Here is a 22366-nt window from a genome sequence, read left to right on the forward strand (position 1 = left end):
GCGTGAGCGGCGACCGCGGCGGGGAATCCGCCCCGGCCGCGGGGTCCGGTCCGTCCGATATGTTCCGCCTGGACGGCAAGCGGGTGCTGGTCACCGGGGGCACCCGGGGGCTCGGCGAACAGATCGTGCGGCTGCTGACCGCGACCGGAGCGCGGGTGGCCACCTGCGCGCGAACGGCTCAGGACCTGCGGGCCCTTGAGGCGTCGTTACCTACGCAGGCGCCGGGCGCGCTGTTCACCGAGGCCCTCGACCTCACCGCGCCGGACCGGCTGGAGGCATTCACCCAGGCGACGGTGGAACGTTTCGGCGGACTGGACGGCGTGGTGGCGTGCGCCGGGGGCGCACGAGGCCGCGGACTGGAGGAGGCCGACGCCCAGGACTGGTCCGCGACCTGGGAGCTGAACGTCGGTCACACGGCGCGGCTGATCAAGGCCACGGTGCCGCATCTGCGGCGCGGCGGCGGCGGTTCGGTGGTGGTGATCGCCTCCATCTCCGGCTGGAAGCCGGGACCGCAGGCGCAGTACGGGGCGGCCAAGGCCGCCCAGATCCATCTGGCGGCCTCACTCGCCCGCGAGCTGGGCCCGGACCGCATCCGGGTGAACGCCGTGTCGCCCGGCTCGATGCTGATCCCCGGCAAGCGCTGGGACCGGATGCGTGCCTCGGAGCCCGAGAGGTACGCCCGCTTCACGGCCGAGGTCCCGGGCGGCGACCTGGTCACGCCGCTGGAGGTCGCCCGGGTCGTGGCGTTTCTGCTGTCCGACGCGTCGAGCGGGGTCTCGGGCGCCCATCTGCCCGTGGACCGGGCCCAGAACGCCCCCACCCCGAACGGCTACTGACGACAACGGGGCGCCGGGGGTGCCACCCCGGATCGGGTGACACCCCCGGCGCCCGTCGCGCCCGATGTACGCGGCAGCCCCCCGGTCCCCCGCTCCGGGGGCCCGCCGCGCGCGGCCGTCAGGCCGTCAGGCCGCTGACCCGAGCACCGCCCGCGAGCGATGCTCGAATTCCCGCACCATGGGCTCGCCCCGCCGGGGCCGCAGCCTGCTGCGGAAGTCGCGCAGCGCCTGGATCGAGCGCTCGCTGTGCACCCCGCTGAGGGTGTCCAGCGCCTCGCCCGCGGTGCCGATGGCCTCGTCCAGCCGGTTCTGCTGGAGGTAGGCCGTGGCGAGGACGGACCGGCTGATGGCCTGGCGGCGGCGCCGGTCGGCGTTGGCGCGCACCGACTCGGCGGCCGAGTTCTCGGCCTCCGCCGCGTTTCCCAGGTCCCGGAAGCACAGGGCCGCCTCGGCCGCCAGATAGTGGTGGTCGAGGAAGCGCACCCAGGGCGACTCCTGCGGGGCGCCCCGGCTCGCCTCCAGCTGGGCGTCGGCCGCGCGCAGCGACTTGGACGCCTCCCGGGGCTGGTCGAGCGCGGCATGGCCGCGGGCGGCCATGGCGTGCAGCCGCATCAGGCCGAGCGGACTGCCCGCGTGCTTCGCGGTGGCGACGCCGACTCTGGCCAGCTCGACCCCCGCGTCCGGCTGGCCGAGGTTGGTGGCCAGATGGGACAGCCCGGCCAGGATCTGACCGCCGAGCACCCGGTCACCGCCCTCGGCGCACAGCCGCAGCGCCTGGGTCATATAGCGCTGGGCCAGGCCGTATTCGGCGTTGTCGTAGGAACTCCAGCCCGCCATCGCGGCCAGCTTGGCGGCCGCGGTGAACAGCTGGCGCCGCTCGTGCGGCGGCGCGCCGCGCTGCTGGAGCATGGGCACGACCTCGGTCGACAGATAGAGCACGATGCTGGCGCGGACCTGGCCGCCGCCGAAGCGGTTGTCCATCTCGTCGAACATGCTGATGGCCGCGTGGACCTGCTCGACACGGCCGCCATCGGCCGCGGAGGAGAGCCGGGGGGTGTCCTGGTTCTCGACCAGCCACAGCAGCCATTCGCGCTGTGGGGTCACCAGGGCTCCGGCGACGAAGGGCACCGCGCCCAGCAGGCTGCGGCGGGAGATATCGGTGGAGCCGAGTTCGGCGAGCGTGTGCAAGGTCTCTGCTACGTCCTCCCGGTAGGCCAGCGCTCTGGCGACGACGGGGCGCTGACGGTCGGCGATGAAGCCGAGCTCGGCGGGCGCCAGCGGCCGGCCGAGCCGGTGGGAGAGCACGGCGGCGATCAGCTCGGGCGTGTTGCCGCGCGGCTGTCCGCCCTGCAGCCAGCGGGTGACGGACGCCTTGTCGTAGTTCGACTCGTGTCCTTGCCTGCGGCCCAGTTCGTTGACCCGGTGCGCCAACGAGGCGTAGGAGCACCCGGATTCCTTCAGGGCCGCGGCCAACGCGGCGTTGGCGGGGGCACTCTGGCGCCCGCTTCCCGGCTGTGCGCCCGGCATCACCGTAACCCTCCCCGGCACGCGCCACGGAAGGTTTCGGGATCCCCGCCGCGCGGCGCCTTACCGCTCATCGGCTGCGTCAACGACGTTGTGGACAAAGGAGGTTGGGAGCCCCCGCCGTGGAGGGTGAGATGGGTCACCTGCTCACTATGCGTGGTGAGTCGCTCACCCCGCAACCTTCGTTCTGATAATTTCAGAACGATCCGCATAGCTCTGTCTGTGTCGTCGGGCTCGTGGCACACTGTCCAGGCACACTGTGCAGGCATATGACAGCCACTCCGGGAGGCGGGACGTGAGCGAGGCACGGCCGAGCGGCGCCGCCCCCACCGTCTTACGCAGGGTCCTCGGCAAGCGACTGCGGCACCTTCGGGAGCGGGCCAAGGTTTCCTTCGAAGAGGCAGCTCAGGCCATCGAAGTGACCCCGCTGACGGTGCGTCGGATGGAGAAGGCGGAAGTCGGCCTCAAGATTCCGTACGTCAAGGAACTGCTGCGGAATTACGGCGTCCGGGGACCGGAGATCGAAAGCTTCCTCGCCCTCGCCCGGGAGGCCAACCAGCCTGGCTGGTGGCATCAGTTCCGGGACGTACTGCCCGACTGGTTCAGTGCGTATGTCAGCCTGGAGAGCGAGGCCACCGTCATCCGTGCGTATGAGCCGCACTACGTCCCCGGGCTGCTGCAGACCGAGGACTACGCCCGGGCGGTGCTCCGTATCGGCTTCCCCAACGACACCGAGGAGGAGCTGGAGCGCCGTATCGCGCTGCGCCTCCAGCGGCAGATCCTGCTCACCAAGCCGGACGCGCCGATCATGTGGGCCATCCTCGACGAAACGGTGCTGCGCCGCCCCGTCGGCCCCAGCGAGGTGATGCGGAACCAGATCGACCACATCATCGACACCCTGTCGATGCCCAAGGTCCGGCTGCAGGTCATGCGCTTCGCGTCCGGGCCGCACCCCGGAGCCTTCGGCCCCTTCCACTACTTCCGCTTCGGGTTCTCCGAACTGCCCGACGTCGTCTACACCGAGAACCTCACCGGCGCGGTCTATGTGGACCGGCCGAAGGAGGTCGTGGCCTATCTGGAGGTCCTGGACCGGATGGCCGTCCAGGCGGACCCGATCGGCGATACCAGCACCATCCTGGCCGAACTGCGTAAGGAGCTGTGATGACAGACCCCGTCTACACCGGGATGCCCGCCACGGACCTCGGCACGGAGGGCTGGCAAAAGCCCTGGAGCGGGTCCAACGGAGGCACCTGCATCGAGGCCAAGCGGCTGCCGGACGGCCGGGTGGCCCTCCGTCAGTCCACCGACCCGGGCGGCCCCGCGCTGATCTACACCCGCTCCGAGGTCGCCTCCTTCCTGGAGGCCGCCAAGGCGGGCGGCGCCGACTTCCTCATCGCCTAGCCGCCTGGCCTGCGCCCTCGCCCGGCCCGCCGCATCGCCCGGCCCGCCTCGGCGGATGCCCCCCGATACGCGCCGGGCGCACCCCCACACGGGCCACCATTCGAAAACCACTACGGTCGCACAACCGCACAACCCCGCAGCGCACTCCCGCCCCCGCCACCCCGCCACGCACACTGAAGGCGCCGTGGCGGGCGGCGGTGTCGTCCCTCCATCCAATCCGGGTCGCTCCGGAACGACGGGAAGACGGGATGAAGCTCCAGGATGCGTATCCACAGCGGCGCACACTGATCGTCGAGGGCTGTGACGGCGTCCGCCGGGACGGGCTGCTGTCCGGGCTCGCGGACCGGCACGGCTTCGCCGTCACCCGTGCCTCCCCCGACCTCCCGCACCTCGACCCGGTCCGCCCCTACCGCGAGCTGCTCCAGCACGACGGGGCGCTCGCGGTGGACGCGGGGCTGGTGGGCGAGCTGGTCTACGGGCCGCTGCGGCGCGGGCGCTCCCGGGTCACCTGGATCCAGGCATTCGACTTCGCGGACGCGGTGGCCGCGGGCGACGGGGCGTTCGTCCATGTCACCGCGCCCGTGACCGTGCTGGAGGACCGGCTGGCCGCGCGCGGCGCCGGTGCGGCGGACCTCGCGGAGATCGACGCCGCGCTGACCGGCTTCGACCACGCCTTCCGGACCCTCGCGCAGCACGCCCCGGTGGTCACGGTCGACGAGGAGCCGCCGATGGACCCCGGTTCCGGCCCCGGCGCGGAGCCGGGCCCGGGCGAGACTCCGGTGACGCTCCAGACGGCCTCGTTCGCCCGCCGCCTGCCACGGATTCGCTCACCAGTCCGCCGCTACGCCGGGAACCGCTGAACTCCCGGTCGTAGTGGGTAAGTTGGAGCCTCTCACAGGCATGACGCACGGCAGGAGAAGTCCCGATGACCAACGGTTCGTCCACCCCCCGCCCCGACCAGCAGGCGTGGTCGAAGATCGACACCGGCGTGCCGCATTCGGCCCGGATCTGGAACTACTGGATGGGCGGCAAGGACAACTACGAGGTCGACCGGATCGCCGGCGACCAGTACCGGGAGGTCGCCCCGAACATCGAGGTGATGGCCCGCGCCTCGCGCGCCTACCTCATCCGCACCGTCACCCATGTGGCGGGCGAGTGCGGGATCCGCCAGTTCCTGGACATCGGCACCGGGCTGCCCACCTACGACAACACCCACCAGGTCGCCCAGCGGGTGGCGCCCGAGGCCAGGATCGTCTACGTCGACAACGACCCCCTGGTGCTCCGGCACGCGCAGGCGCTGCTCACCAGCACCCCGGAGGGGGTGACCGACTACATCGACGCCGATCTGCACGAGCCGGAGCGGATCCTGGAGATGGCCGCCAAGACGCTGGACTTCGACCAGCCGATCGCCCTGATGCTGATGGGCATCCTCGGGCACATCCAGGACTACGACGAGGCGGTGTCGATCGTCGCCCGGTTACAGCAGGCCCTGCCCTCCGGCAGCTACTTCGTGCACTACGACAGCACCGACACCGACCAGGCGCTCAAGGAGGCCCAGCAGGGCTACGACGACACCGGCGCCGTCCCGTACGTGCTGCGGGGCCTGACCGAGATCAGCCGCTTCTACGACGGCCTGGACCTGATCGAACCCGGTATCGTCTCGTGTCCGCTGTGGCGGCCCGGGCCGTCCGAGACGCCCATCGAGACGACGGACGTGCACGGGGGTGTCGCGCGGAAGCCATGACGAGGGCTGTCGCCGACCCGGACGGCCGTGCCGACCAAACGAATGGTTCGGCCACCGGGTAGGTAACCCGCGGCCCCGCCCCGTCGTCAGACACGGCGCCGGGGAAGCCGAGGCGGAGGGACGCGCGGGTGTTCGAGGTCGGAGCCTGGAGAGTGCCCTCGGTCAAGCGGCTGCTGCGGGCGTCCGTCACCGACGGGCCCGCCGTCGTACGACAGCTCCGCGGCCCCCGGGAGGACGCCCCGGGGGTGCCCCGGCACCTCGCCATCATCATGGACGGCAACGGCCGCTGGGCCGCCTCCCGCGGCCTCTCCCGCACCCGGGGCCATGAGGCGGGGGTGCTGGCGCTGCCGCGCGTGGTGGACACGGCGCTGGAGGAGGGCGTCGAGCATCTGTCGCTGTTCTTCTTCTCCACCGAGAACTGGAACCGGCCGCGCGCCGAGGTGGCCGCCCTCATGCGGCTCACCGCGCAGCTGGCCGATGTCTTCCGCGCGTACGGCGAGCGGGGCGTACGGCTCCGCTGGCTGGGCTCCGAGGCCCGTCTCCCCCGCGCCACCCTGGCCGCCCTGCGCCGGGCCGAGGAGGAGACGGCCGGAAACCGCGCGATGACGCTGGCCTTCTGCTTCAACCACGGCGGACGGGAAGAGATCGCCCGCGCCGCGACCTCGCTGGCACGGGCCTCGGCGGACGGGGCGCTGGACCCGGCCCTGATCGACGAGGCGCTGTTCACCCGGCACCTGCCGCACGGCGACCTCCCGGACATCGACATGCTGGTGCGGACGTCCGGGGAGCAGCGGATCTCGAACTTCATGCTGTGGCGCGCGGCCTACGCGGAGCTGTTCTTCGTGGACACGCTGTGGCCGGACTTCACCGCGGAGGAACTGCGCGGCCTGCTGGCGGCGTTCGCGGGGCGCAAACGCCGCTTCGGCGCGAGGTGATCCGGGAGCCGACGGCGCCCCCAGGCGTGTCCGCAAAGTCGGCGTCGGGCCCGCGACGCCTGGCACGCTCCCCCGGCTACCGCTGGGAGGTGCCCCCTGACGCCACGGGGCGATCCAACGCGACTGTGCGGACCCCCCTAGCGGATCGGGACGCCGGAGAGGGTGCGGGCGATGACCAGGCGCTGGATCTCGCTGGTGCCCTCGAAGATCGTGTAGATCGCGGCGTCCCGGTGCATGCGCTCGACCGGGTACTCGCGGGTGAAGCCGTTGCCGCCGAGGATCTGGACCGCCTGGGCGGTGACCGTCTTGGCGGTCTCGCTGGCGAACAGCTTGGACATGGAGCCCTCGGCCGAGTCGAACGGCCTGCCGTTCACGGCCATCCACGAGGCCCGCCACACCAGCAGGCGCGAGGCGTCGATCCGGGTGCGCATGTCGGCGAGCTGGAACGCGACGCCCTGGTTGTCGATGACGGGGCGGCCGAACTGCTGCCGGGTCTTGGCGTAGTCGAGCGCGACCTCGTACGCGGCGCGGGCGGTGCCGACCGCCATGGCGCCGACGGCCGGGCGGGACGCCTCGAAGGTGGCCATCGCGGCGTTCTTCAGCCGCTCCCCGCCGCCCGCGGCCCTCTCGCGGGCGCGGGCGAGGCGTTCGTCCAGCTTCTCCTTGCCGCCGAGCAGGCAGCTGCCGGGCACCCGTACGTTGTCGAGGACCACCTCGGCGGTGTGCGAGGCGCGGATGCCGTGCTTCTTGAACTTCTGCCCCTGGGACAGGCCGGCGGTGTCCGGCGGGATGATGAAGGACGCGTGGCCCTTGGAGCCGAGCCCGGGGTCGACGGCCGCGACCACCACGTGGACGCTCGCGATGCCGCCGTTGGTGGCCCAGGTCTTGGTGCCGTTGAGGACCCATTCGTCCTTGGCCTCGTCGTAGACGGCCCGGGTGCGCATGGCGGAGACGTCGGAGCCAGCGTCGGGCTCGGAGGAGCAGAAGGCGGCGACCTTCACGTCGTTCGCGTCGCCGTACATCTGCGGGATCCAGGTGCCGATCTGCTCCTCGGTGCCGTTGGCGAGCACGCCGACGGCGGCAAGGCCCGTGCCGACGATGGACAGGGCGATCCCCGCGTCGCCCCAGAACAGCTCCTCCATGGTCATGGGGATGCCGAGGCCGGTGGGGTCGAAGTACTGCTGGGCGTAGAAGTCCAGCGAGTACAGACCGATCTTGGCCGCCTCCTGGATAATCGGCCAGGGCGTTTCCTCGCGCTCGTCCCATTCGGCGGCTGCGGGGCGCATGACGTCCGCGGCGAAGCCGTGGATCCACTCGCGCACTGCCTTCTGATCTTCGTTGAGTTCGAACGAGAACTCCGCCATGGCCCCTCCACCTGCTACGCCTGCTGTTACCTACGGTAACAGCAGTCTGTTACCGGCGAGTAGGCGATGTCAACTCCATCGCCGTGCGAAACCCTTGCCCCGGGCGGGTGTTACGTTGCGCAGACACGCGGAGCCCAGGCATGTCACGCGTGCACACGTCAGGGGGCGGGGAGGCCACGTCATGGAGACCGGGACCAGCCAGCGCGAGGACCACCAGCAGCAGGCCGCGGCGCGGCGCCGCAAGGAGCTGCTGGAGGCCGCCGACCGGGTGGTGCTGCGCGACGGCCCCGAAGCCTCGATGAACGCGATCGCTGCCGAGGCGGGCATCACCAAGCCCATTCTGTACCGCCATTTCGGCGACAAGGGAGGGCTCTACCGGGCCCTCGCGGTACGCCACACCGACGCCCTGCTCGCCTCGCTGCGCAACGCGCTGGACGCCCCCGCGCCCGACCGCCGCGGACGGGTGGCGGCCACGCTGGACACCTATCTGGCGGCGATCGAGGCCCGCCCCCAGGTGTACCGCTTCCTGATGCATCCGGCCGACCGGAACCAGCAGCCGGAGCAGGAGCAGGGCTTCGACGTGGGCCACCACTCCGCCCCGCTGCTGCGCCGGATGGGCGACGAACTGGCCAAGGTGATCGCCGACCGGGTCGAACTCGGCCCCGAGGGCGAGGAGGTGGCCCGGATCTGGGGCCATGGGATCGTCGGCATGATGCACGCCGCGGGCGACTGGTGGCTGCGGGAGCGGCCCTGCTCGCGCGACCGGCTGGTGGAGCACCTCACCGACCTGCTGTGGGGGCGGCTGGCCCTGTTGGACGACCGGATCGGCGCCCCGGGCTTCTGAGCCCCCCCGGCCGGGTCCAAGACGTCGGCCGGGCCCAAGACGTCGCGGCCAGGACCACCGCCGGGAAAGCTCCCCGATTTACGCCCGCTCGCGCGCCCACGGCGCACGGCGGGCCGCCCACAGCACCCGGCGCCGCCGCAAGCCCTCCAGCCGGTCCAGGAACAGCCCGCCGTCCAGGTGATCGCCTTCGTGCTGGAGGCAGCGCGCGAAGAAGCCAGTGCCCTCGACCCGCACCGGCTCCCCGGTCAGCGTCACGCCCTCCACCACCGCGCGGTCGAAGCGCGGGGTGCCCGCCTCGATGCCGGGCAGCGACAGACAGCCCTCCGCGCCCCGTACGGTCACCCCGTCGGCCTCGACCGGGCGCGGGTTGACCACATGCCCCAGATGGCGCCGGTCCTCGTCGTCCGGGCAGTCGTACACGAAGACCCGCAGCCCCACGCCGATCTGGTTGGCGGCGAGGCCGACCCCGCCCGCCGCGTACATCGTGGCGAACAGGTCCTCGACCAGCCGGTCGAGCGCGGAGTCGAACGCGGTGACCTCCTCGCAGGGCGCGCGCAGCGCAGAATCGCCGAGCAGCCGCAGGGGCCGCACCGCCCCTCGGCTCCCCGGGATCGCGCCGTTTCGCATGAGAGCCAAGCCTACGGTCCCCCGGAAGGCGCGACGGAATTCGGGACACCGCCCGGATCTCGATAGGCTGATCCCCGACCGTGGCCTCCCGGCTGGCGACTCGGCACGGAGGGGGCGTACCACCGGTGCCTCGGGGGGCAGGTGCGGCGCCGGTATGCGAGGAGGATCGAGAGACGATGGCAGGCAACTCAGAGCCGCTGTCGCCACGTGCCAAGCTGGCCGTGACGGCGGGCAAGGCCGCGGCGGCGGTGTCGAAGGCCGCGGGCCGCGGCAGCGGATCGGTGATCGGCGGCAAGGTGGCCCTGCGCCTCGACCCCGATCTGCTCAGCAGGCTGGCGCACCACCTGGACGTGATCCTGGTGTCGGCGACCAACGGCAAGACCACGACCACCCGGCTGATCGCCGAGGCGCTGCGGGCCGCGGGCCCGGTGGTCTCCAACGCGCTCGGGGCCAACATGCCCGCGGGCATCACCTCGGCCCTGGCGGGCGGCTCCGACGCCCGCTACGGCGTGATCGAGGTCGACGAGAAGTACCTCGCCGGGGTGGCCCGCGACACCGAGCCCAAGGCCATCGCACTGCTCAACCTCTCGCGCGACCAGCTCGACCGGGCCGCCGAGACCCGGATGCTCGCCGAGAAGTGGCGCGAGGGCCTGGCCGGTACGAAGGCCACGGTGATCGCGAACGCGGACGATCCGCTCATCGTCTGGGCCGCCTCCTCCAGCACCAATGTGGTGTGGGTCGCCGCGGGCCAGGAGTGGAAGGACGACGCCTGGTCCTGCCCGTCGTGCGGCGGGGTGCTCCAGCGCCCCGGCGACGACTGGGTGTGCGGCGAGTGCGGCTTCCGCCGCCCGGTGCCCAGCTGGGCGCTGAACGGCGACTATGTGCTGGACCCGCACGGCGCGGCCTGGCCGATCCACCTCCAGCTGCCCGGCCGCGCGAACAAGGCGAACGCGGCCACCTCGGCGGCCGTCGCCGCGACCTTCGGCGTGCCCCCGCAGGTCGCGCTGGAGCGGATGTACCAGGTGCAGGCCGTCGCCGGCCGCTATGACGTGGTCACCTTCCAGGAGCGCGAGCTGCGGCTGCTGCTGGCCAAGAACCCGGCCGGCTGGCTGGAGACGTTCTCGCTGATCGACCCGCCGCCCACCCCGGTGATCCTCTCGGTCAACGCGCGCGGCGCGGACGGCACCGACACCTCCTGGCTGTGGGACGTGGACTACACCCGGCTCGCCGGGCACCCGATCTGTGTGATCGGCGACCGCAAGCTGGACCTCGCGGTGCGCCTCGAGGTCGCCGGGCTCGACTTCCGGGTCTGCGCGGACGCGGACGAGGCGGTACGGATCTCCCCGCCCGGGCGCATCGAGGTGATCGCGAACTACACCGCGTTCCAGGACCTGCGCCGCCGAGTCGGCAACTGACCCCCGTACGAGGAGACACGACGATGCGTAGCACGAGCCAGAACGGCCTGCGTCTGGTGTGGATCTACCCCGACCTGCTGAGCACGTACGGGGACCAGGGCAACGTCCTGGTGGTGGAGCGCCGGGCGCGCCAGCGCGGGCTGGACGTCTCCCGCCTGGACGTCCGCTCCGACCAGCAGATCCCCACCTCCGGGGACATCTACCTGATCGGCGGCGGTGAGGACCGCCCGCAGCGGCTGGCCGCCGAGCGGCTGATGCGGGACGGCGGGCTGAACCGCGCGGTCGCCAATGGGGCGATCGTCTTCTCGGTGTGCGCCGGGTACCAGATCCTCGGCCATGAGTTCGTCAACGACCTCGGGCAGCGCCAGCAGGGCCTGGGCCTGCTGGACGTGATCAGCACCCGCGGCGAGGGCGCCCGCTGCGTCGGCGACGTACTGGGCGACATCGACGAGCCGCTGGGGCTGCCGCCGCTGACCGGGTTCGAGAACCACCAGGGCGTCACCCATCTGGGCCCGACCGCGCGCCCCTTGGCCCGCGTCCGGTTCGGCAACGGCAACGGCACGGGCGACGGTTACGAGGGCGCGTACAAGGACACCGTCTTCGGGACGTACATGCACGGCCCGGTGATGGCCCGTAACCCGCACATCGCGGACCATCTGCTGAAGCTGGCCCTCGATGTGAACGGGCTGCCGCCGGTCGACGACCAGTGGTACGAGGCGCTGCGCAACGAGCGGATCGCGGCGGCCACGCAGCCCGCGTGAGCGCCCTCGCGCACAGCTGAGCCGCCGGGTGACCGCATGTCGGACACCCGGCGGCGTGTTGTCCGCCAGGGGCGCGGCCGCCTATAGGGTGTCGTCGTCCAGCCGGACAGCGCGGTCCGGATGTCGCTCCCATCTCCCATGGGACGTACGCAGACAGAGGAATCACGCGCCATGCGCATCGGTGTGCTCACATCCGGTGGCGACTGCCCCGGGCTGAACGCGGTGATCAGGTCCGTCGTCCACCGCGCCGTCGTCGACCACGGCGACGAGGTGATCGGCTTCCAGGACGGCTGGAAGGGCCTGCTGGAGTGCGACTACCGCAAGCTCGACCTGGACGCCGTGAGCGGCATCCTGGCCCTCGGCGGCACCATCCTCGGCTCCACCCGGGTGCAGCCCGCCCATCTGCGCGACGGGGTGGAGCGCGCGAAGGGCCACGTCGAGGAGCTGGGCCTGGACGCGGTCATCCCGATCGGCGGCGAGGGCACCCTGAAGGCGGCCCGGCTGCTGTCGGACGCCGGACTGCCGATCGTCGGCGTGCCGAAGACGATCGACAACGACATCGCGTCGACCGATGTGACCTTCGGCTTCGACACCGCGGTCGGGGTGGCGACCGAGGCCCTGGACCGGCTCAAGACCACCGCGGAGTCGCATCAGCGGGTGCTGATCGTCGAGGTCATGGGGCGGCACACCGGCTGGATCGCGCTGCATTCGGGCATGGCCGCGGGCGCCCACGCGATCGTCGTACCGGAGCGCCCGTTCGACGTCGAGGAGCTGGCCAGGACCGTCGGGGCCCGGTTCGAGGCGGGCAAGAAGTTCGCGATCGTGGTGGCCGCGGAGGGCGCCAAGCCGCGCGAGGGCACGATGGAGTACGCGGCGGGCGACCGGGACGTCTACGGCCACGAGCGGTTCGCCGGTATCGCCCGGCTGCTCTCCGTCGAGCTGGAGCGGCGGCTGGAGAAGGAGGCCCGGCCGGTGATCCTGGGCCATGTGCAGCGCGGCGGCACGCCGACGGCGTACGACCGGGTGCTGGCCACCCGCTTCGGCTGGCACGCGGTCGAGGCGGCGCACCGCGGCGAGTTCGGCAAGATCACGGCGCTGCGCGGTACGGACATCGTCATGGTGCCGCTCGCGGACGCCGTGGAGCGGCTGAAGACGGTACCCGCCGAGCGGTACACCGAGGCCGAGTGCGTACTGTAAGTACGACACGAGCCGGATACAGCCGATTCGCACCGCGACCATCAATTGCGCAACCCCTACGGCGAGCAACCAGGTCCGCGAGAGCGGCGCCGGTTCAGGCGCGCAAAGGGGAGAGCTGATGGATCACGGCGGGCACGGCATGATGATGGATCTGCCGCCGTTCACGCTGTCGCGCGGACTGGAGTTCGGCGGTGATCCCGTCTTCCTCGTCGGCTGTGTGCTGGCCCTCGCCCTGTACGGCTGGGGCGCGGTGCGGCTGTGGCGGCGCGGTGACCGCTGGCCGGTGGGGCGGCCGGTGGCGTTCGTGGCGGGCGTGCTGACCATCGCGGTCGCGATGTGCACCGGGCTGAACGACTACGGCATGGTCATGTTCAGCGTGCACATGGTCCAGCACATGATCATCAGCATGGTCTCCCCCATCCTGCTCCTCCTCGGTGCCCCGGTGACGCTGGCCCTGCGGGCGCTTCCGGCGGGCGGGCGCGGCCGCAAGGGGCCGCGGGAGCTGCTGGTGGCGCTGCTGCACAGCCGCTACATGCGGGTCGTCACCCATCCCGTGTTCACGATCCCGCTGTTCATCGCGAGCCTGTACGGGCTCTACTTCACCCCGCTCTTCGACTTCCTGATGAGCTCCAAGGCCGGGCACATCGCGATGATGGTCCACTTCCTCGCGGTGGGGCTGGTCTTCTTCTGGCCGATCATGGGCGTGGACCCGGGTCCGCACCGGCCGGGCTATGTGATGCGGATGCTGGAGCTGTTCGCGGGGATGCCCTTCCACGCGTTCTTCGGGATCGCGCTGATGATGGCGAGCGCGCCCATGGTCGGCACCTTCGAGCATCCGCCGGGCTCGCTGGGGATCGACGCGCTGTCCGACCAGAACGCGGCGGGCGGCATCGCCTGGGCGTTCAGCGAGGTCCCGTCGGTGATCGTACTGGTGGCGCTGGTGTACCAGTGGTACAAGTCCGACCAGCGCCAGGCGCGGCGCAGCGACCGTACGGCGGACCGCGACGGCGATCAGGAACTCGCCGCGTACAACGCCTATCTGGCGTCGCTCCAGGCCCGCGGACGCTGACAGAGCCTGTTCCCGGAGCCCCGGCCGGGGGACGATGGGGTGGGAGTTCCGGCGCCCGGGTGCCGGGACCGCCGTGAGGAGGTCGGGGATGACCGGATCGGCCAAGGGGATGACGGCGTGCGCGGTGGGCGGCCTGGTGGTGGTGACCGCCTACACCGTGGCACTGGGGAGCAACGGCTGGCTGTGGTTCGCCTGGGTCGTGCTCGCTCTGCTGGCGGTGGGAACGCTGCTGGCCCGCTGAGCGGGCGTACGTCACGCCGCGGTGCCGCGCAGCCACCGCCACAGCGACGTCCACCACGGGACGCGGGCGGGCGGTGCCACGGTGTCCGCGGTGGCGGTGCCGCCCGCGGATAAGGCGTCCTCGTCGTCCGTGGGCGCCCAGCGCGGGGCACGCACCTTGGGCGCGGGCAGCAGGCCGGCGGCGCCCACCGGGTCCGTTTCGGGTCTGCGCGGCATGAACGCGACCGGCAGCGCGACCAGATGGCGGGAGATCCACGACGCCACCCAGTTCAGCTCGGACTCCGGCGCGTCCAGCCGCAGGTCGGGCAGGCGCAGCAGCAGGGTGTCGATGGCGGTGTCCGCGATGGCGCGGCCGATGTCCTGGCCGGGGCATTCGTGGGGGCCGCCGCTGAACGACAGATGCGAGCGGTTGCCGTACATGGGCGCGCCGAGGTCGGGGCGGATGGCGGGGTCGACGTTCCCGGCGGCGAGGCCGAGCAGCAGCATGTCCCCGGCCTTGATCTGCCGTCCGCCCAGTTCGGTGTCGCCGGTGGCCCAGCGTCCGGGGATCACGGTGAGCGGCGGTTCGTTCCACAGCACATGCTCGATGGCGTCCGGCAGGGTCATATGGCCACCGGCCAGGGAGGCGCGGAAGCGCGGGTCGGTGAGGACCATGCGCAGCGTGTTGGCCATGAGGTTGGTGGTGGTCTCGTTGCCGGTGAGCAGCACGAGCCGCAGATGCTGGACGACCTCCTCCTCGGTCAGCTCGGAGGGGTGGCTCAGCAGCCAGGAGGCGAGGTCGCCGCCGGGCTGGAGGCGCTTGCGCTCGACGAGCTGGCGGAGGGTGTCGGTGACGTACTGGTCGCTGCGCAGGGCCGTGTGGGAGCCCTTCATCAGGTCGCGGGTGGCCTCGACCAGCCGTGGGCCGTATTCGTCGGGCATGCCGAGCAGGTGGGTGAGGACGAGCATGGGCAGCCGCTGGGCAAAGCCGGTGACCAGTTCGGCCTGTCCCTCGGCGCAGAAGTCGTTGACCAGCTGATGGGTGAAGCGGGTGATGTGGCGGCGGATGCCGCGGCGGTCGACGCGGTTCATGCTGTCGGTGAGCGCGGCCCGCAGCCGTTCGTGCTCGTCGCCGTCGGCGAAGGTGCACATGGGCTGCCAGCCGACCACGGGCAGCAGCGGCGAGTCGTCGGGGATCCGGCCCTCCCCCCAGGCGCTCCAGTAGCGGGAGTCGCGGGAGAAGCGGGAGGGGGTGCGGGCGACCTCCAGGTTCTCGCGGTAGCCGAGCAGCAGCCAGGCCGGTACGTCGTCGCCGAGCAGCACCGGGGCGACCGGTCCGTGTTCGGTGCGCAGCCGCTCGTACAGACCCATCGGGTCCTTCTCGTTCTCGGAACCGAAGAGGTTCACCCCACCGGTGAGGGGTCTCCGGGCGTGGGCGGGGCACTGGTCGGGAGGAGGGGTCACGGTGTCTCCGGGGTCACGGTGGTGAGGTGTTGCAGATAGCTCACGAGGGTGAGGAGGGTGTCGCGGCTGGAGGCGCGGTCGCGGGCGTCGCAGTCGATGATGGGGACGGCCTCGGGCAGGTCCATGGCCGCGCGCAGCTCGCCGACGCCGTGGACGGGCGCTCCGGGGAAGGCGTTGATGGCGACGACGAAGGGCACGCCCCGCTCCTCCAGCCGTCCCAGGACGTCGAAGCTGACCTCCAGCCGCCGGGTGTCGATGAGGACCACGGCCCCGAGCGCACCCTCGAAGAGGCCGTTCCACAGGAACCAGAAGCGCTCCTGGCCGGGGGTGCCGAAGAGGTAGAGCACCAGCCGTTCGTTGAGGCTGATCCGGCCGAAGTCCATGGCCACGGTGGTCTCGGTCTTGCGCTCCACCCCGGCGATGTCGTCGACCCCGGCACCGGCCTGCGTCATCGTCTCCTCGGTGGTCAGCGGCCTGATCTCGCTCACCGAGCCGACCATGGTCGTCTTGCCGACCCCGAATCCGCCGACGATCACGATCTTGACGGCCGCGGCGGCGGAGGCCGGGAGGGTGTCCTCGCTCCGGGGTCCGGCGAGCGTCTCAGAGGTTCTGTAGTCCATGCATCACCGCCTGGAGGAGTTCGGTGTCGGGCAGCACGGCGGCCGGGACCGGTGCCCGGGCCTCCACCTGGTGGTGGGCGAGCAGGTCCGCGAGCAGTACGGTCACCGTGCTGACGGGCAGGGTCAGGTACGCCGAGACCTCGGCGACGGAGAGCGGGAAGTGGCACATCCTCAGCACGGCGGCGGCCTCGGGCAGCATGCCCGGCTCGGGTTCGGCCCGGGCCACGATCAGGCTGACGAGTTCGATGGTGTCCCCCCGCGAGGACCGGCCGGGGCCGCCGCCGTCGACCATGTACAGCCGTTCCGGGCCGCCTTCGTCGACGCCCCTTCCGGTCCGGCTCATGTCACGCGTCCGTCGACCCGTGGCGGGCTGCTGAGGTGTTCGCCGAGCCGGGCGACCAGGTCTCTCATGCACTGGCCCATCAGCCCGGCGTCCACGCCGTCGTCGGCGAGCACGGCGAGGTAGGAGCTGATGCCCGCCGCCATCAGGTAGAAGAAGCCGCCGTCGACCTCGATGACCACGAGCCGCATCCGCCCGTCGCCGGTGGGGAATTCGGCGGCGATCGCCGTCGACAGGCTCTGCAGCCCCGCACAGGCGGCGGCCAGCCGGTCGGCGGTGTCCGCCTCCGTACCGACCTGGGCCATGCACAGGCCGTCCGAGGACAGCAGGACCACGTGGCGGGTCTGCGGAACGCTCTTGGCGAGGTCCCGGAGCATCCAGTCCATGTTGAACCGCGCTTGCGTCACTTGCTACTCACCCTTATCCGAGACATCGGAGGCATCCGAGGCGTTGTCCAAGGCGTTCCACGCGTCCGACGGCTCGTCGCCGTGCGGGTGGCCGGACATGTCCACCGGGTCCGCCTCGCCGGACACGGCCTTGGTGAACGCGGCCAGCCACATCCCGGGCTGGACGGGCGGCTCGGCCGGTGCCGGGGGGCCCGCCGGGGCGGGCTCCGGGTCGGCCTGGATCCGGATGGGCGGGGTCACGGTCGGCATCCGGCGGCGGCGCTGGGGCAGTCCGGCGGTGTTGTGGCGGATTCCGTTGTGGTCGTGGACGACCGGGCCGGTGGCGTCGGCGGGGAACGGCGGGTAGGGCGCGGCGCGCTTGATGGGCTTGGGCGGCGGCAGCTTCTGGGCCCGGGCGATGGCGCCGCCGGGGGCGGGGGTGGGACACATGACGTCCTGCGGGACGATGAGCACCGCGCGGACGCCGCCGTACGCGGAGGGCCGCAGCGAGACCTGGAACCGGTACTTCACGGCGAGCCGTCCGACCACGGCCAGGCCCAGCCGGGGCGTCTCGCCGAGGTCGTCGAGGTCGAAGCCGGTGCCCGCCTGCTCCATCACGTACTCGGCCCGCCTGCGGCTCTCCTCCGACAGGCCCACCCCGGCGTCCTCGATCTCGACCGCCACCCCGGACTGGACCTCGATCGCGGTCAGATGCACCCGGGTCTTGGGCGGGGAGTAGCGGGTGGCGTTGTCCAGCAGTTCGGCCAGGGCGTGGATCAGCGGCTCCACGGAGGGGCCGACGATGCCGACGTCGGCCACCGAGTGCAGATCCACCCGCCGGTATTCGAGAATGCGCGACATGGCACCGCGCAGCACGTTGTACAACGGCACCGGGTTGCGCCACTGGCGGCCCGGGCGGGAGCCGCCCAGCACCGAGATGCTGTCGGCGAGCCGCCCGATCAGCGCGTTGCCGTGGTCGAGGTGGAGCAGATCGTGGAAGACCTCGGGGGCGGCCCCGTGCTTGTCCTCCATGTCCCGCATGTCCATGGCCTGTTGATGGACGATGGCCTGCACCCGGCGGGCGATGTTGACGAACGCCCGCCCCGCCGCGTCCCGCAGGTCCTCCTCGGCCCGCACGGTCTCCAGCACCGTTTCCAGGACGACCAGGCGGGCGGACTCGAAGTCCGGGTCGAGGACGGGCGAGGGCTCGATGGTCTTCATCACGGCGTCGACCTCGGCCCCGCGCTGCAGCCGCCGCACGGCCGCGGGCAGCACCTCCTGGGCCAGCCGCCGGGTCTCCACCTCCTGGTCGACCAGGCGCTTGCGGTACGCGCCGTCCTGTTCGGCGACCCGCGCGCGCAGCCTGCCGATCAGGCGTCCGCGGCGGGCCGACTCGGCCGCCGACAGGGCGACCGCCAGCGTCGCCGCCGCGCCGCACCAGGCGACCGTCGCCCGCGCCCCGGCGGACACCACGGTCACGGCGAATGCCGCGCAGGCCGCGACAGCGGCGGGAGGGATGAGCCATACGAGCGCGGAGGCGGGCCGTCGGCCTCCAGATGACGCGCCGGCGAAAACCATCGGCTTCCTTAAAAGCAGCGGGAGAAAATGCGTGCGAAGAACTCGCTATGGGCCCTGGAGCATAGCGGTGATGGCACATCCCGAAATGACGATGATTTTTTCTTGGTAACGAATTCGGCGGGTGAATTCAATGAGCGTAAAAATGCGATCGCATTCGCTCATATCTCTGGGGGATCCGAAACCCCACACCGCCAACATGCGGTGTATTTGCTGCCATTACGGACATCATGCGGCGACTCGCCGGACGCGGCGGTGAGTTGTACAGTCGGCAGTTTTCCCCGGTCACGCAGACGGGGGCCGCCCGGATGGGCGACCCCCGCCGGACCCCGCTTCCGTACGCGCCGACTCGTACGGAAGCGGGCTCGGCCGACCGTTACTCGACGGCCCCGGCGGCCTTGGCGGCCCCGCCGGTCTTCGCGGGCTTCGGCGTGGCGTGCGGAGCGCACGTCACGTCCTTGGCGTCCACCGTGCCCTTGAGCAGGTAGGCGTCCACCCGGTCATTGATGCAGGCGTTGACCAGCCCGGTGACGCCGTGCGAACCGGCGTCCTTTTCCGTGATCAGTCGCGAACCCTTCAGGCGCTTGTGCAGCTCGACGGCGCCCTCGTACGGGGTCGCGGCGTCACGGGTGCTCTGCACGATGAGCGTCTTCGGCAGCCCCTTGCCCGCGCCGACCTCCAGCGGGGTGTGCTGCTTGGACTGCCAGGTGGCGCACGGCAGGTTCATCCAGGCGTTGGACCAGGTCAGGAACGGGTAGTCGCGGTGCAGCCGGGTGTTGTCCCGGTCCCACTTCTGCCAGCTGGTCGGCCACTTGGCGTCGGCGCACTCCACGGCGGTGTACACCGCGTTGCCGTTCTCCGAGGCGATGTTGCCCGCGGTGTCGGACAGGTCCGGGCCCGCGGCCTCGACGAGCGCCTTCTCGTCACCGGCCAGGTAGTCGCTCCACACCTGGGCGACCGTGGCCCACGACGAGTCGTAGTACGGCGCGCTCTGGAAGAAGCCGAGCAGCTCGGCCGGGCCGACGACCCCGCCGATCGGGTTCTTCTTGGCGGTCGCGCGCAGCTTCTCCCACCGCGCCTGGACCTTGGCCGGGGTGTTGCCGATGTGGTAGGCCGCGTCGTTCTTGGCGACCCATGCCTTCCAGTCGTCCCAGCGCATTTCGAACGCGACGTCCTGGTCCAGGTTGGCCTGGTACCAGATCTTCTCCCGCGAGGGGTTGACCACGGAGTCCACGATCAGGCGGCGCACATGGTCCGGGAAGAGCGTCGCGTAGACGCCTCCGATGTACGTCCCGTAGGACACGCCCAGGTAGTTGAGCTTCTTGTCGCCGAGCGCGGCCCGGAGGACGTCGATGTCGCGGGCGGTGTTGGGCGTCGTCATGTGCGGCAGCATCCGGCCGCTGCGCTCCTTGCACCCGTCGGCGTACTCCTTGGCGAGCTTGCGCTGCGCCCGCTTGTCCGCCTCGCTGTCGGGCACCGGGTCCATCTTGGGCGCCTTCACGGACTCCTGCGGGTCGATACAGGAGATGGGCGCCGAGTGGCCGACCCCGCGCGGGTCGAAGCCCACGAAGTCGTACGCCTTCGCGGTCTTCGTCCACAGCGGGTTCTTGTTGGTGACCCGGGTCGGGAACTTCAGCCCGGAGCCGCCCGGGCCGCCCGGGTTGTAGATCAGCGAACCCTGCCGCTCGGAGGCGGTCCCGGTGCTGCCGACGCGGTCCACCGCGATCTTGATGGTGCGGCCGTTCGGCTTGGCGTAGTCCAGCGGCACGGTCACATAGCCGCACTGGATGGGCTTGGCCAGGTTCCAGTCGGCCGGACAGTCCGTCCAGTCGATGCCCGCCTTCGCGGCCCGGGCCGCGGCGATCGCCGCCCCGCGGGCCTCCGCGACGCCCCCCGGCGTCCGCGTGGGCTCCGATGCCCCCGCCGTGGGAGCGGCCAGCGCACCGGTTATCAGCGCACCGGTCATCACGCCGCCGGCCACGCCGAGTACTGCTGTGCGTCTCACGTAGTAATCCCCCTGCTTTGTTGCGCCGCCCGTGCGGCGATGATCACAGAGTGTCAGGAGGATCCTCGCGCCTCGCTTACTCCGGAGTACAGGGCAAACCGCCGTTTCTTTATCAACACGTCACCTTCACGGACGGTTTCGCGCACGGACACGCGTACGAAAGCGCGTGCGGTCCTCAGCCGTCGACCGCGGCAGGGAGGCGGCGAGCAGACTCTCCCAGCCCTCGAAGACCTCCGCGGCGGCAGCTGGGGCGGGCTCGCCCCGCATCTGGCGGCCCGCCCCGGGGCGCGGGTCCTGGTCGTCGCCCGGGGCAGCATCGGCCTGTACGTGTGCGACATCGCCCGCGCACTCGGCGCCTCCGATGCCGCGTCGATCAGCTCGCCCTCGCGCTGAGGTCCCTCGCGCCCGAGGGCATCTGCGAGAGCGCCCTCGAACTCGCCGCCTCCGGACAGGTCGCCCCCGAGCGCGTCGTCTCCCATGTCCTGGACTGGGAGCAGCTGCCGGAGGCGCTGCCCGAGAAGCGCCTCAAGCCGGTGTTCGTACGCGACATCGCTCCGGCCGGGCGCTGGCCGCCGCCTCGTCCAGCATCCGGCGCAGCCGCAGGCCGTCCGTGGCCACGGCGCTGACCAGGGCCGCGGGACCGGCGAGCGGGGTGAGGACGGCCGTGTCGGCGAGCAGCCGGGGCTGTACGGGGTCGTCCTCGAACGCCGCGTCGACCACGAGGAGTTGACCGGCCGCCCGGTGGCCGCCGAGCACCGCGCCGCCGTCCCAGCCGGGCGCGCCGGGGCCGTACGACAGCTCCTGGTCCAGCAGCGGGCGCCCGGCGCGGTGCACGGTCAGCCTGCTGGTCAGCCGCCCCGGCTGCTCGCCGGAGCGGCCGAGGATCTGTTCCTCGCGCAGCACCAGACGGGCGGTGGGGGCGAGTTCGACGGTGGTGGTCATGCGCAGATCGCTGCCGTGGGCGGAGATCAGGGGTTCGGGCAGCCAGTGCAGGGTGGCGCCGTCGGCAACGGTCAGCCGGATCGCGTAGTGGGCGGGCTCGGCGCAACGGCCGGGCAGCGCGAGGGTCGCGGCCGCCGAGCCGACGCGGAGCCGAGCACCGGGGCCGACGGTCGCGGTCAGCGCGATCCGGTCGCCGCCGAGCGGGGCGCTCATCGCCCCGACGACGGTGACGCACGCCTCCCCGTCGCCGGTCGACCGGGTCCGCCGCAGGGCGAGCGGCCCGTCCCCGGACAGCACGGGCAGCGCGGTGCCGCCGCGTCCGTCCGCGGCGGCGACGAGGCGGGCGGCGGCGCGGACGCCGGTGCCGGACGCGGTGCCGGACGCGGTGCCCGTACCGGTCACGCCGGGACCGCCGTCCAGGCGGCCAGCCGCTCCCGGACCCAGTCGGCGATCGGACGGACGCCGTCCGCCGCGACCAGGGAGGTGAAGGCGACGGGCAGGTCGCCGCGCTGCTCCTTGGCGTCGCGCGCCATGCGCTCCAGATCGGATCCGACATACGGCGCGAGGTCGGTCTTGTTGACGACGAGGAGGTCGGCCGTCGTCACGCCCGGGCCGCCCTTGCGCGGGATGTCGTCGCCGCCCGCGACGTCGATGACGAACACCTGCGCGTCGACCAGGCCCCTGGAGAAGGTCGCGGTGAGGTTGTCGCCGCCGGACTCGACCAGGACGAGATCGAGCGGGCCGACGCTCTCCTCCAGATCCTCGACCGCTTCGAGGTTGGCGGAGATGTCGTCGCGGATCGCGGTGTGCGGGCAGGCGCCGGTCTCCACGGCGGTGATGCGCTCCGCGGGCAGCACCGCGTTGCGCAGCAGGAACTCGGCGTCCTCGCGGGTGTAGATGTCGTTGGTGACCACGGCGATCGACAGCTCGTCGCGCAGTGCCCGGCACAGCGCGGCGACGGTCGCGGTCTTGCCGGAGCCGACCGGTCCGCCGAGGCCGATGCGCAGCGCCCGGCGGGTGCCGTCGGGTCGGCGGGGGTCGGCGCCGTGGGTGTGGCGCTGCGGGTAGGTCTCGGGGTGATCGAGGTGCATGGCGGCT

At 71.9% G+C, this 22366-nt stretch carries 23 protein-coding genes and 1 pseudogene; 13 read left to right on the plus strand and 11 right to left on the minus strand.

Annotated elements, in window-relative coordinates; genetic code table 11:
- Positions 1 to 2: 2 nt before the first annotated feature.
- On the plus strand, positions 3 to 836 hold the full coding sequence (locus ACZ59A_RS32000; protein ID WP_470965926.1) for an SDR family NAD(P)-dependent oxidoreductase: 834 nt from the start codon (positions 3 to 5) through the stop codon (positions 834 to 836).
- Between the two features lie 126 nt (positions 837 to 962).
- Here ACZ59A_RS32000 and ACZ59A_RS32005 read toward each other — a convergent pair whose 3' ends face one another.
- Positions 963 to 2363: a hypothetical protein gene (locus ACZ59A_RS32005; RefSeq protein ID WP_470965928.1), complete on the minus strand. Its 1401-nt coding sequence runs from the start codon at positions 2361 to 2363 to the stop codon at positions 963 to 965.
- 292 nt (positions 2364 to 2655) lie between these two features.
- On the opposite strand from ACZ59A_RS32005, the gene ACZ59A_RS32010 reads away from it, so the two are divergent.
- The 5 genes from ACZ59A_RS32010 to uppS all read left to right on the plus strand — a co-directional run bounded on the left by ACZ59A_RS32010 (position 2656) and on the right by uppS (position 6440).
- On the plus strand, positions 2656 to 3522 hold the full coding sequence (locus ACZ59A_RS32010; protein WP_468044440.1) for a helix-turn-helix domain-containing protein: 867 nt from the start codon (positions 2656 to 2658) through the stop codon (positions 3520 to 3522).
- The gene (locus tag ACZ59A_RS32015) at positions 3522 to 3761 is read left to right on the plus strand and encodes a DUF397 domain-containing protein (protein ID WP_468044442.1); all 240 of its coding nucleotides are present in this window, start codon (positions 3522 to 3524) and stop codon (positions 3759 to 3761) included. Before ACZ59A_RS32010 ends, ACZ59A_RS32015 begins: the two co-directional genes overlap by 1 nt.
- 248 nt (positions 3762 to 4009) lie before the next feature.
- Positions 4010 to 4621 (plus strand): hypothetical protein, encoded by a 612-nt coding sequence (locus ACZ59A_RS32020; protein ID WP_470965932.1) that lies wholly within the window; start codon positions 4010 to 4012, stop codon positions 4619 to 4621.
- 65 nt (positions 4622 to 4686) lie between these two features.
- Complete coding sequence (locus ACZ59A_RS32025) at positions 4687 to 5505, plus strand: SAM-dependent methyltransferase (RefSeq protein WP_470965934.1); 819 nt, start codon at positions 4687 to 4689, stop codon at positions 5503 to 5505.
- A 128-nt stretch (positions 5506 to 5633) separates the two neighbouring features.
- Positions 5634 to 6440, plus strand: a complete 807-nt coding sequence (gene uppS, locus ACZ59A_RS32030) for a polyprenyl diphosphate synthase (RefSeq protein WP_470965937.1) — start codon at positions 5634 to 5636, stop codon at positions 6438 to 6440.
- A gap of 137 nt (positions 6441 to 6577) precedes the next feature.
- Here the strand turns inward: uppS and ACZ59A_RS32035 are convergent, their stop codons facing one another.
- Positions 6578 to 7804, minus strand: a complete 1227-nt coding sequence (locus ACZ59A_RS32035) for an acyl-CoA dehydrogenase family protein (protein WP_470965939.1) — start codon at positions 7802 to 7804, stop codon at positions 6578 to 6580.
- Positions 7805 to 7985: 181 nt separating this feature from the next.
- Between ACZ59A_RS32035 and ACZ59A_RS32040 the strand changes: the two genes are divergently transcribed.
- Positions 7986 to 8648: a TetR/AcrR family transcriptional regulator gene (locus tag ACZ59A_RS32040; RefSeq protein ID WP_470965942.1), complete on the plus strand. Its 663-nt coding sequence runs from the start codon at positions 7986 to 7988 to the stop codon at positions 8646 to 8648.
- 78 nt (positions 8649 to 8726) lie between these two features.
- Here ACZ59A_RS32040 and def read toward each other — a convergent pair whose 3' ends face one another.
- Positions 8727 to 9275: a peptide deformylase gene (def, locus tag ACZ59A_RS32045; RefSeq protein ID WP_470965944.1), complete on the minus strand. Its 549-nt coding sequence runs from the start codon at positions 9273 to 9275 to the stop codon at positions 8727 to 8729.
- Between the two features lie 176 nt (positions 9276 to 9451).
- Here def and ACZ59A_RS32050 point away from each other — a divergent pair, with 176 nt between their 5' ends.
- From ACZ59A_RS32050 to ACZ59A_RS32070, 5 genes are all read left to right on the plus strand, one after another.
- Positions 9452 to 10690 carry a MurT ligase domain-containing protein gene (locus tag ACZ59A_RS32050; protein ID WP_468044455.1) on the plus strand — a complete coding sequence of 413 codons (1239 nt, stop codon included), beginning with the start codon at positions 9452 to 9454 and terminating at the stop codon, positions 10688 to 10690.
- Positions 10691 to 10713: 23 nt separating this feature from the next.
- Positions 10714 to 11451, plus strand: a complete 738-nt coding sequence (locus tag ACZ59A_RS32055) for a type 1 glutamine amidotransferase (protein WP_468044457.1) — start codon at positions 10714 to 10716, stop codon at positions 11449 to 11451.
- A gap of 171 nt (positions 11452 to 11622) precedes the next feature.
- Positions 11623 to 12648, plus strand: a complete 1026-nt coding sequence (locus ACZ59A_RS32060; RefSeq protein ID WP_470965947.1) for a 6-phosphofructokinase — start codon at positions 11623 to 11625, stop codon at positions 12646 to 12648.
- 118 nt (positions 12649 to 12766) lie between these two features.
- Entirely contained in the window at positions 12767 to 13717 is a 951-nt protein-coding gene (locus ACZ59A_RS32065) for a cytochrome c oxidase assembly protein (RefSeq protein WP_470965949.1), read from the plus strand.
- An 88-nt stretch (positions 13718 to 13805) separates the two neighbouring features.
- A complete protein-coding gene (locus tag ACZ59A_RS32070) occupies positions 13806 to 13958 on the plus strand; it encodes a hypothetical protein (RefSeq protein WP_385444205.1) in 153 nt (50 codons plus the stop codon).
- A gap of 11 nt (positions 13959 to 13969) precedes the next feature.
- Here the strand turns inward: ACZ59A_RS32070 and ACZ59A_RS32075 are convergent, their stop codons facing one another.
- The 6 genes from ACZ59A_RS32075 to ACZ59A_RS32100 all read right to left on the minus strand — a co-directional run bounded on the left by ACZ59A_RS32075 (position 13970) and on the right by ACZ59A_RS32100 (position 20287).
- Positions 13970 to 15400, minus strand: a complete 1431-nt coding sequence (locus ACZ59A_RS32075) for a cytochrome P450 (protein WP_470965953.1) — start codon at positions 15398 to 15400, stop codon at positions 13970 to 13972.
- On the minus strand, positions 15397 to 16020 hold the full coding sequence (locus ACZ59A_RS32080; protein WP_470965955.1) for a GTP-binding protein: 624 nt from the start codon (positions 16018 to 16020) through the stop codon (positions 15397 to 15399). The genes ACZ59A_RS32075 and ACZ59A_RS32080 overlap by 4 nt, the downstream gene beginning before the upstream one ends.
- The gene (locus tag ACZ59A_RS32085) at positions 16001 to 16363 is read right to left on the minus strand and encodes a DUF742 domain-containing protein (RefSeq protein ID WP_470965958.1); all 363 of its coding nucleotides are present in this window, start codon (positions 16361 to 16363) and stop codon (positions 16001 to 16003) included. The genes ACZ59A_RS32080 and ACZ59A_RS32085 overlap by 20 nt, the downstream gene beginning before the upstream one ends.
- The gene (locus ACZ59A_RS32090) at positions 16360 to 16767 is read right to left on the minus strand and encodes a roadblock/LC7 domain-containing protein (RefSeq protein WP_468044469.1); all 408 of its coding nucleotides are present in this window, start codon (positions 16765 to 16767) and stop codon (positions 16360 to 16362) included. Before ACZ59A_RS32090 ends, ACZ59A_RS32085 begins: the two co-directional genes overlap by 4 nt.
- Positions 16768 to 16770: 3 nt before the next feature.
- Positions 16771 to 18324, minus strand: a complete 1554-nt coding sequence (locus ACZ59A_RS32095; protein WP_470965961.1) for an ATP-binding protein — start codon at positions 18322 to 18324, stop codon at positions 16771 to 16773.
- 373 nt (positions 18325 to 18697) lie between these two features.
- A complete protein-coding gene (locus tag ACZ59A_RS32100) occupies positions 18698 to 20287 on the minus strand; it encodes an alpha/beta hydrolase (protein WP_470966527.1) in 1590 nt (529 codons plus the stop codon).
- Positions 20288 to 20569: 282 nt separating this feature from the next.
- On the opposite strand from ACZ59A_RS32100, the pseudogene ACZ59A_RS32105 reads away from it, so the two are divergent.
- Positions 20570 to 20952 (plus strand): annotated as a pseudogene (locus tag ACZ59A_RS32105) (hypothetical protein); the annotation flags it as partial.
- Here ACZ59A_RS32105 and ACZ59A_RS32110 read toward each other — a convergent pair.
- Entirely contained in the window at positions 20852 to 21670 is an 819-nt protein-coding gene (locus ACZ59A_RS32110; protein WP_470965964.1) for an urease accessory protein UreD, read from the minus strand. The pseudogene ACZ59A_RS32105 and the gene ACZ59A_RS32110 sit on opposite strands and share 101 nt — an antisense overlap.
- Positions 21667 to 22359, minus strand: a complete 693-nt coding sequence (ureG, locus tag ACZ59A_RS32115; protein WP_470965966.1) for an urease accessory protein UreG — start codon at positions 22357 to 22359, stop codon at positions 21667 to 21669. Before ureG ends, ACZ59A_RS32110 begins: the two co-directional genes overlap by 4 nt.
- Between the last annotated feature and the right edge of the window lie 7 nt (positions 22360 to 22366).

Source organism: Streptomyces sp. NPDC040405 (assembly GCF_055595765.1).

What these genes read in the sequence shown, in the direction of transcription:
- ACZ59A_RS32005 (WP_470965928.1), bottom strand. Translation starts at nt 2,363, where the DNA reads ATGCCGGGCGCACAGCCGGGAAGCGGGCGCCAGAGTGCCCCCGCCAAC.
- ACZ59A_RS32015 (WP_468044442.1), top strand. Translation starts at nt 3,522, where the DNA reads ATGACAGACCCCGTCTACACCGGGATGCCCGCCACGGACCTCGGCACG.
- ACZ59A_RS32020 (WP_470965932.1), top strand. Translation starts at nt 4,010, where the DNA reads ATGAAGCTCCAGGATGCGTATCCACAGCGGCGCACACTGATCGTCGAG.
- ACZ59A_RS32025 (WP_470965934.1), top strand. Translation starts at nt 4,687, where the DNA reads ATGACCAACGGTTCGTCCACCCCCCGCCCCGACCAGCAGGCGTGGTCG.
- ACZ59A_RS32035 (WP_470965939.1), bottom strand. Translation starts at nt 7,804, where the DNA reads ATGGCGGAGTTCTCGTTCGAACTCAACGAAGATCAGAAGGCAGTGCGC.
- ACZ59A_RS32040 (WP_470965942.1), top strand. Translation starts at nt 7,986, where the DNA reads ATGGAGACCGGGACCAGCCAGCGCGAGGACCACCAGCAGCAGGCCGCG.
- def (WP_470965944.1), bottom strand. Translation starts at nt 9,275, where the DNA reads ATGCGAAACGGCGCGATCCCGGGGAGCCGAGGGGCGGTGCGGCCCCTG.
- ACZ59A_RS32050 (WP_468044455.1), top strand. Translation starts at nt 9,452, where the DNA reads ATGGCAGGCAACTCAGAGCCGCTGTCGCCACGTGCCAAGCTGGCCGTG.
- ACZ59A_RS32055 (WP_468044457.1), top strand. Translation starts at nt 10,714, where the DNA reads ATGCGTAGCACGAGCCAGAACGGCCTGCGTCTGGTGTGGATCTACCCC.
- ACZ59A_RS32060 (WP_470965947.1), top strand. Translation starts at nt 11,623, where the DNA reads ATGCGCATCGGTGTGCTCACATCCGGTGGCGACTGCCCCGGGCTGAAC.
- ACZ59A_RS32065 (WP_470965949.1), top strand. Translation starts at nt 12,767, where the DNA reads ATGGATCACGGCGGGCACGGCATGATGATGGATCTGCCGCCGTTCACG.
- ACZ59A_RS32070 (WP_385444205.1), top strand. Translation starts at nt 13,806, where the DNA reads ATGACCGGATCGGCCAAGGGGATGACGGCGTGCGCGGTGGGCGGCCTG.
- ACZ59A_RS32080 (WP_470965955.1), bottom strand. Translation starts at nt 16,020, where the DNA reads ATGGACTACAGAACCTCTGAGACGCTCGCCGGACCCCGGAGCGAGGAC.
- ACZ59A_RS32085 (WP_470965958.1), bottom strand. Translation starts at nt 16,363, where the DNA reads ATGAGCCGGACCGGAAGGGGCGTCGACGAAGGCGGCCCGGAACGGCTG.
- ACZ59A_RS32095 (WP_470965961.1), bottom strand. Translation starts at nt 18,324, where the DNA reads ATGGTTTTCGCCGGCGCGTCATCTGGAGGCCGACGGCCCGCCTCCGCG.
- ACZ59A_RS32100 (WP_470966527.1), bottom strand. Translation starts at nt 20,287, where the DNA reads ATGACCGGTGCGCTGATAACCGGTGCGCTGGCCGCTCCCACGGCGGGG.
- ureG (WP_470965966.1), bottom strand. Translation starts at nt 22,359, where the DNA reads ATGCACCTCGATCACCCCGAGACCTACCCGCAGCGCCACACCCACGGC.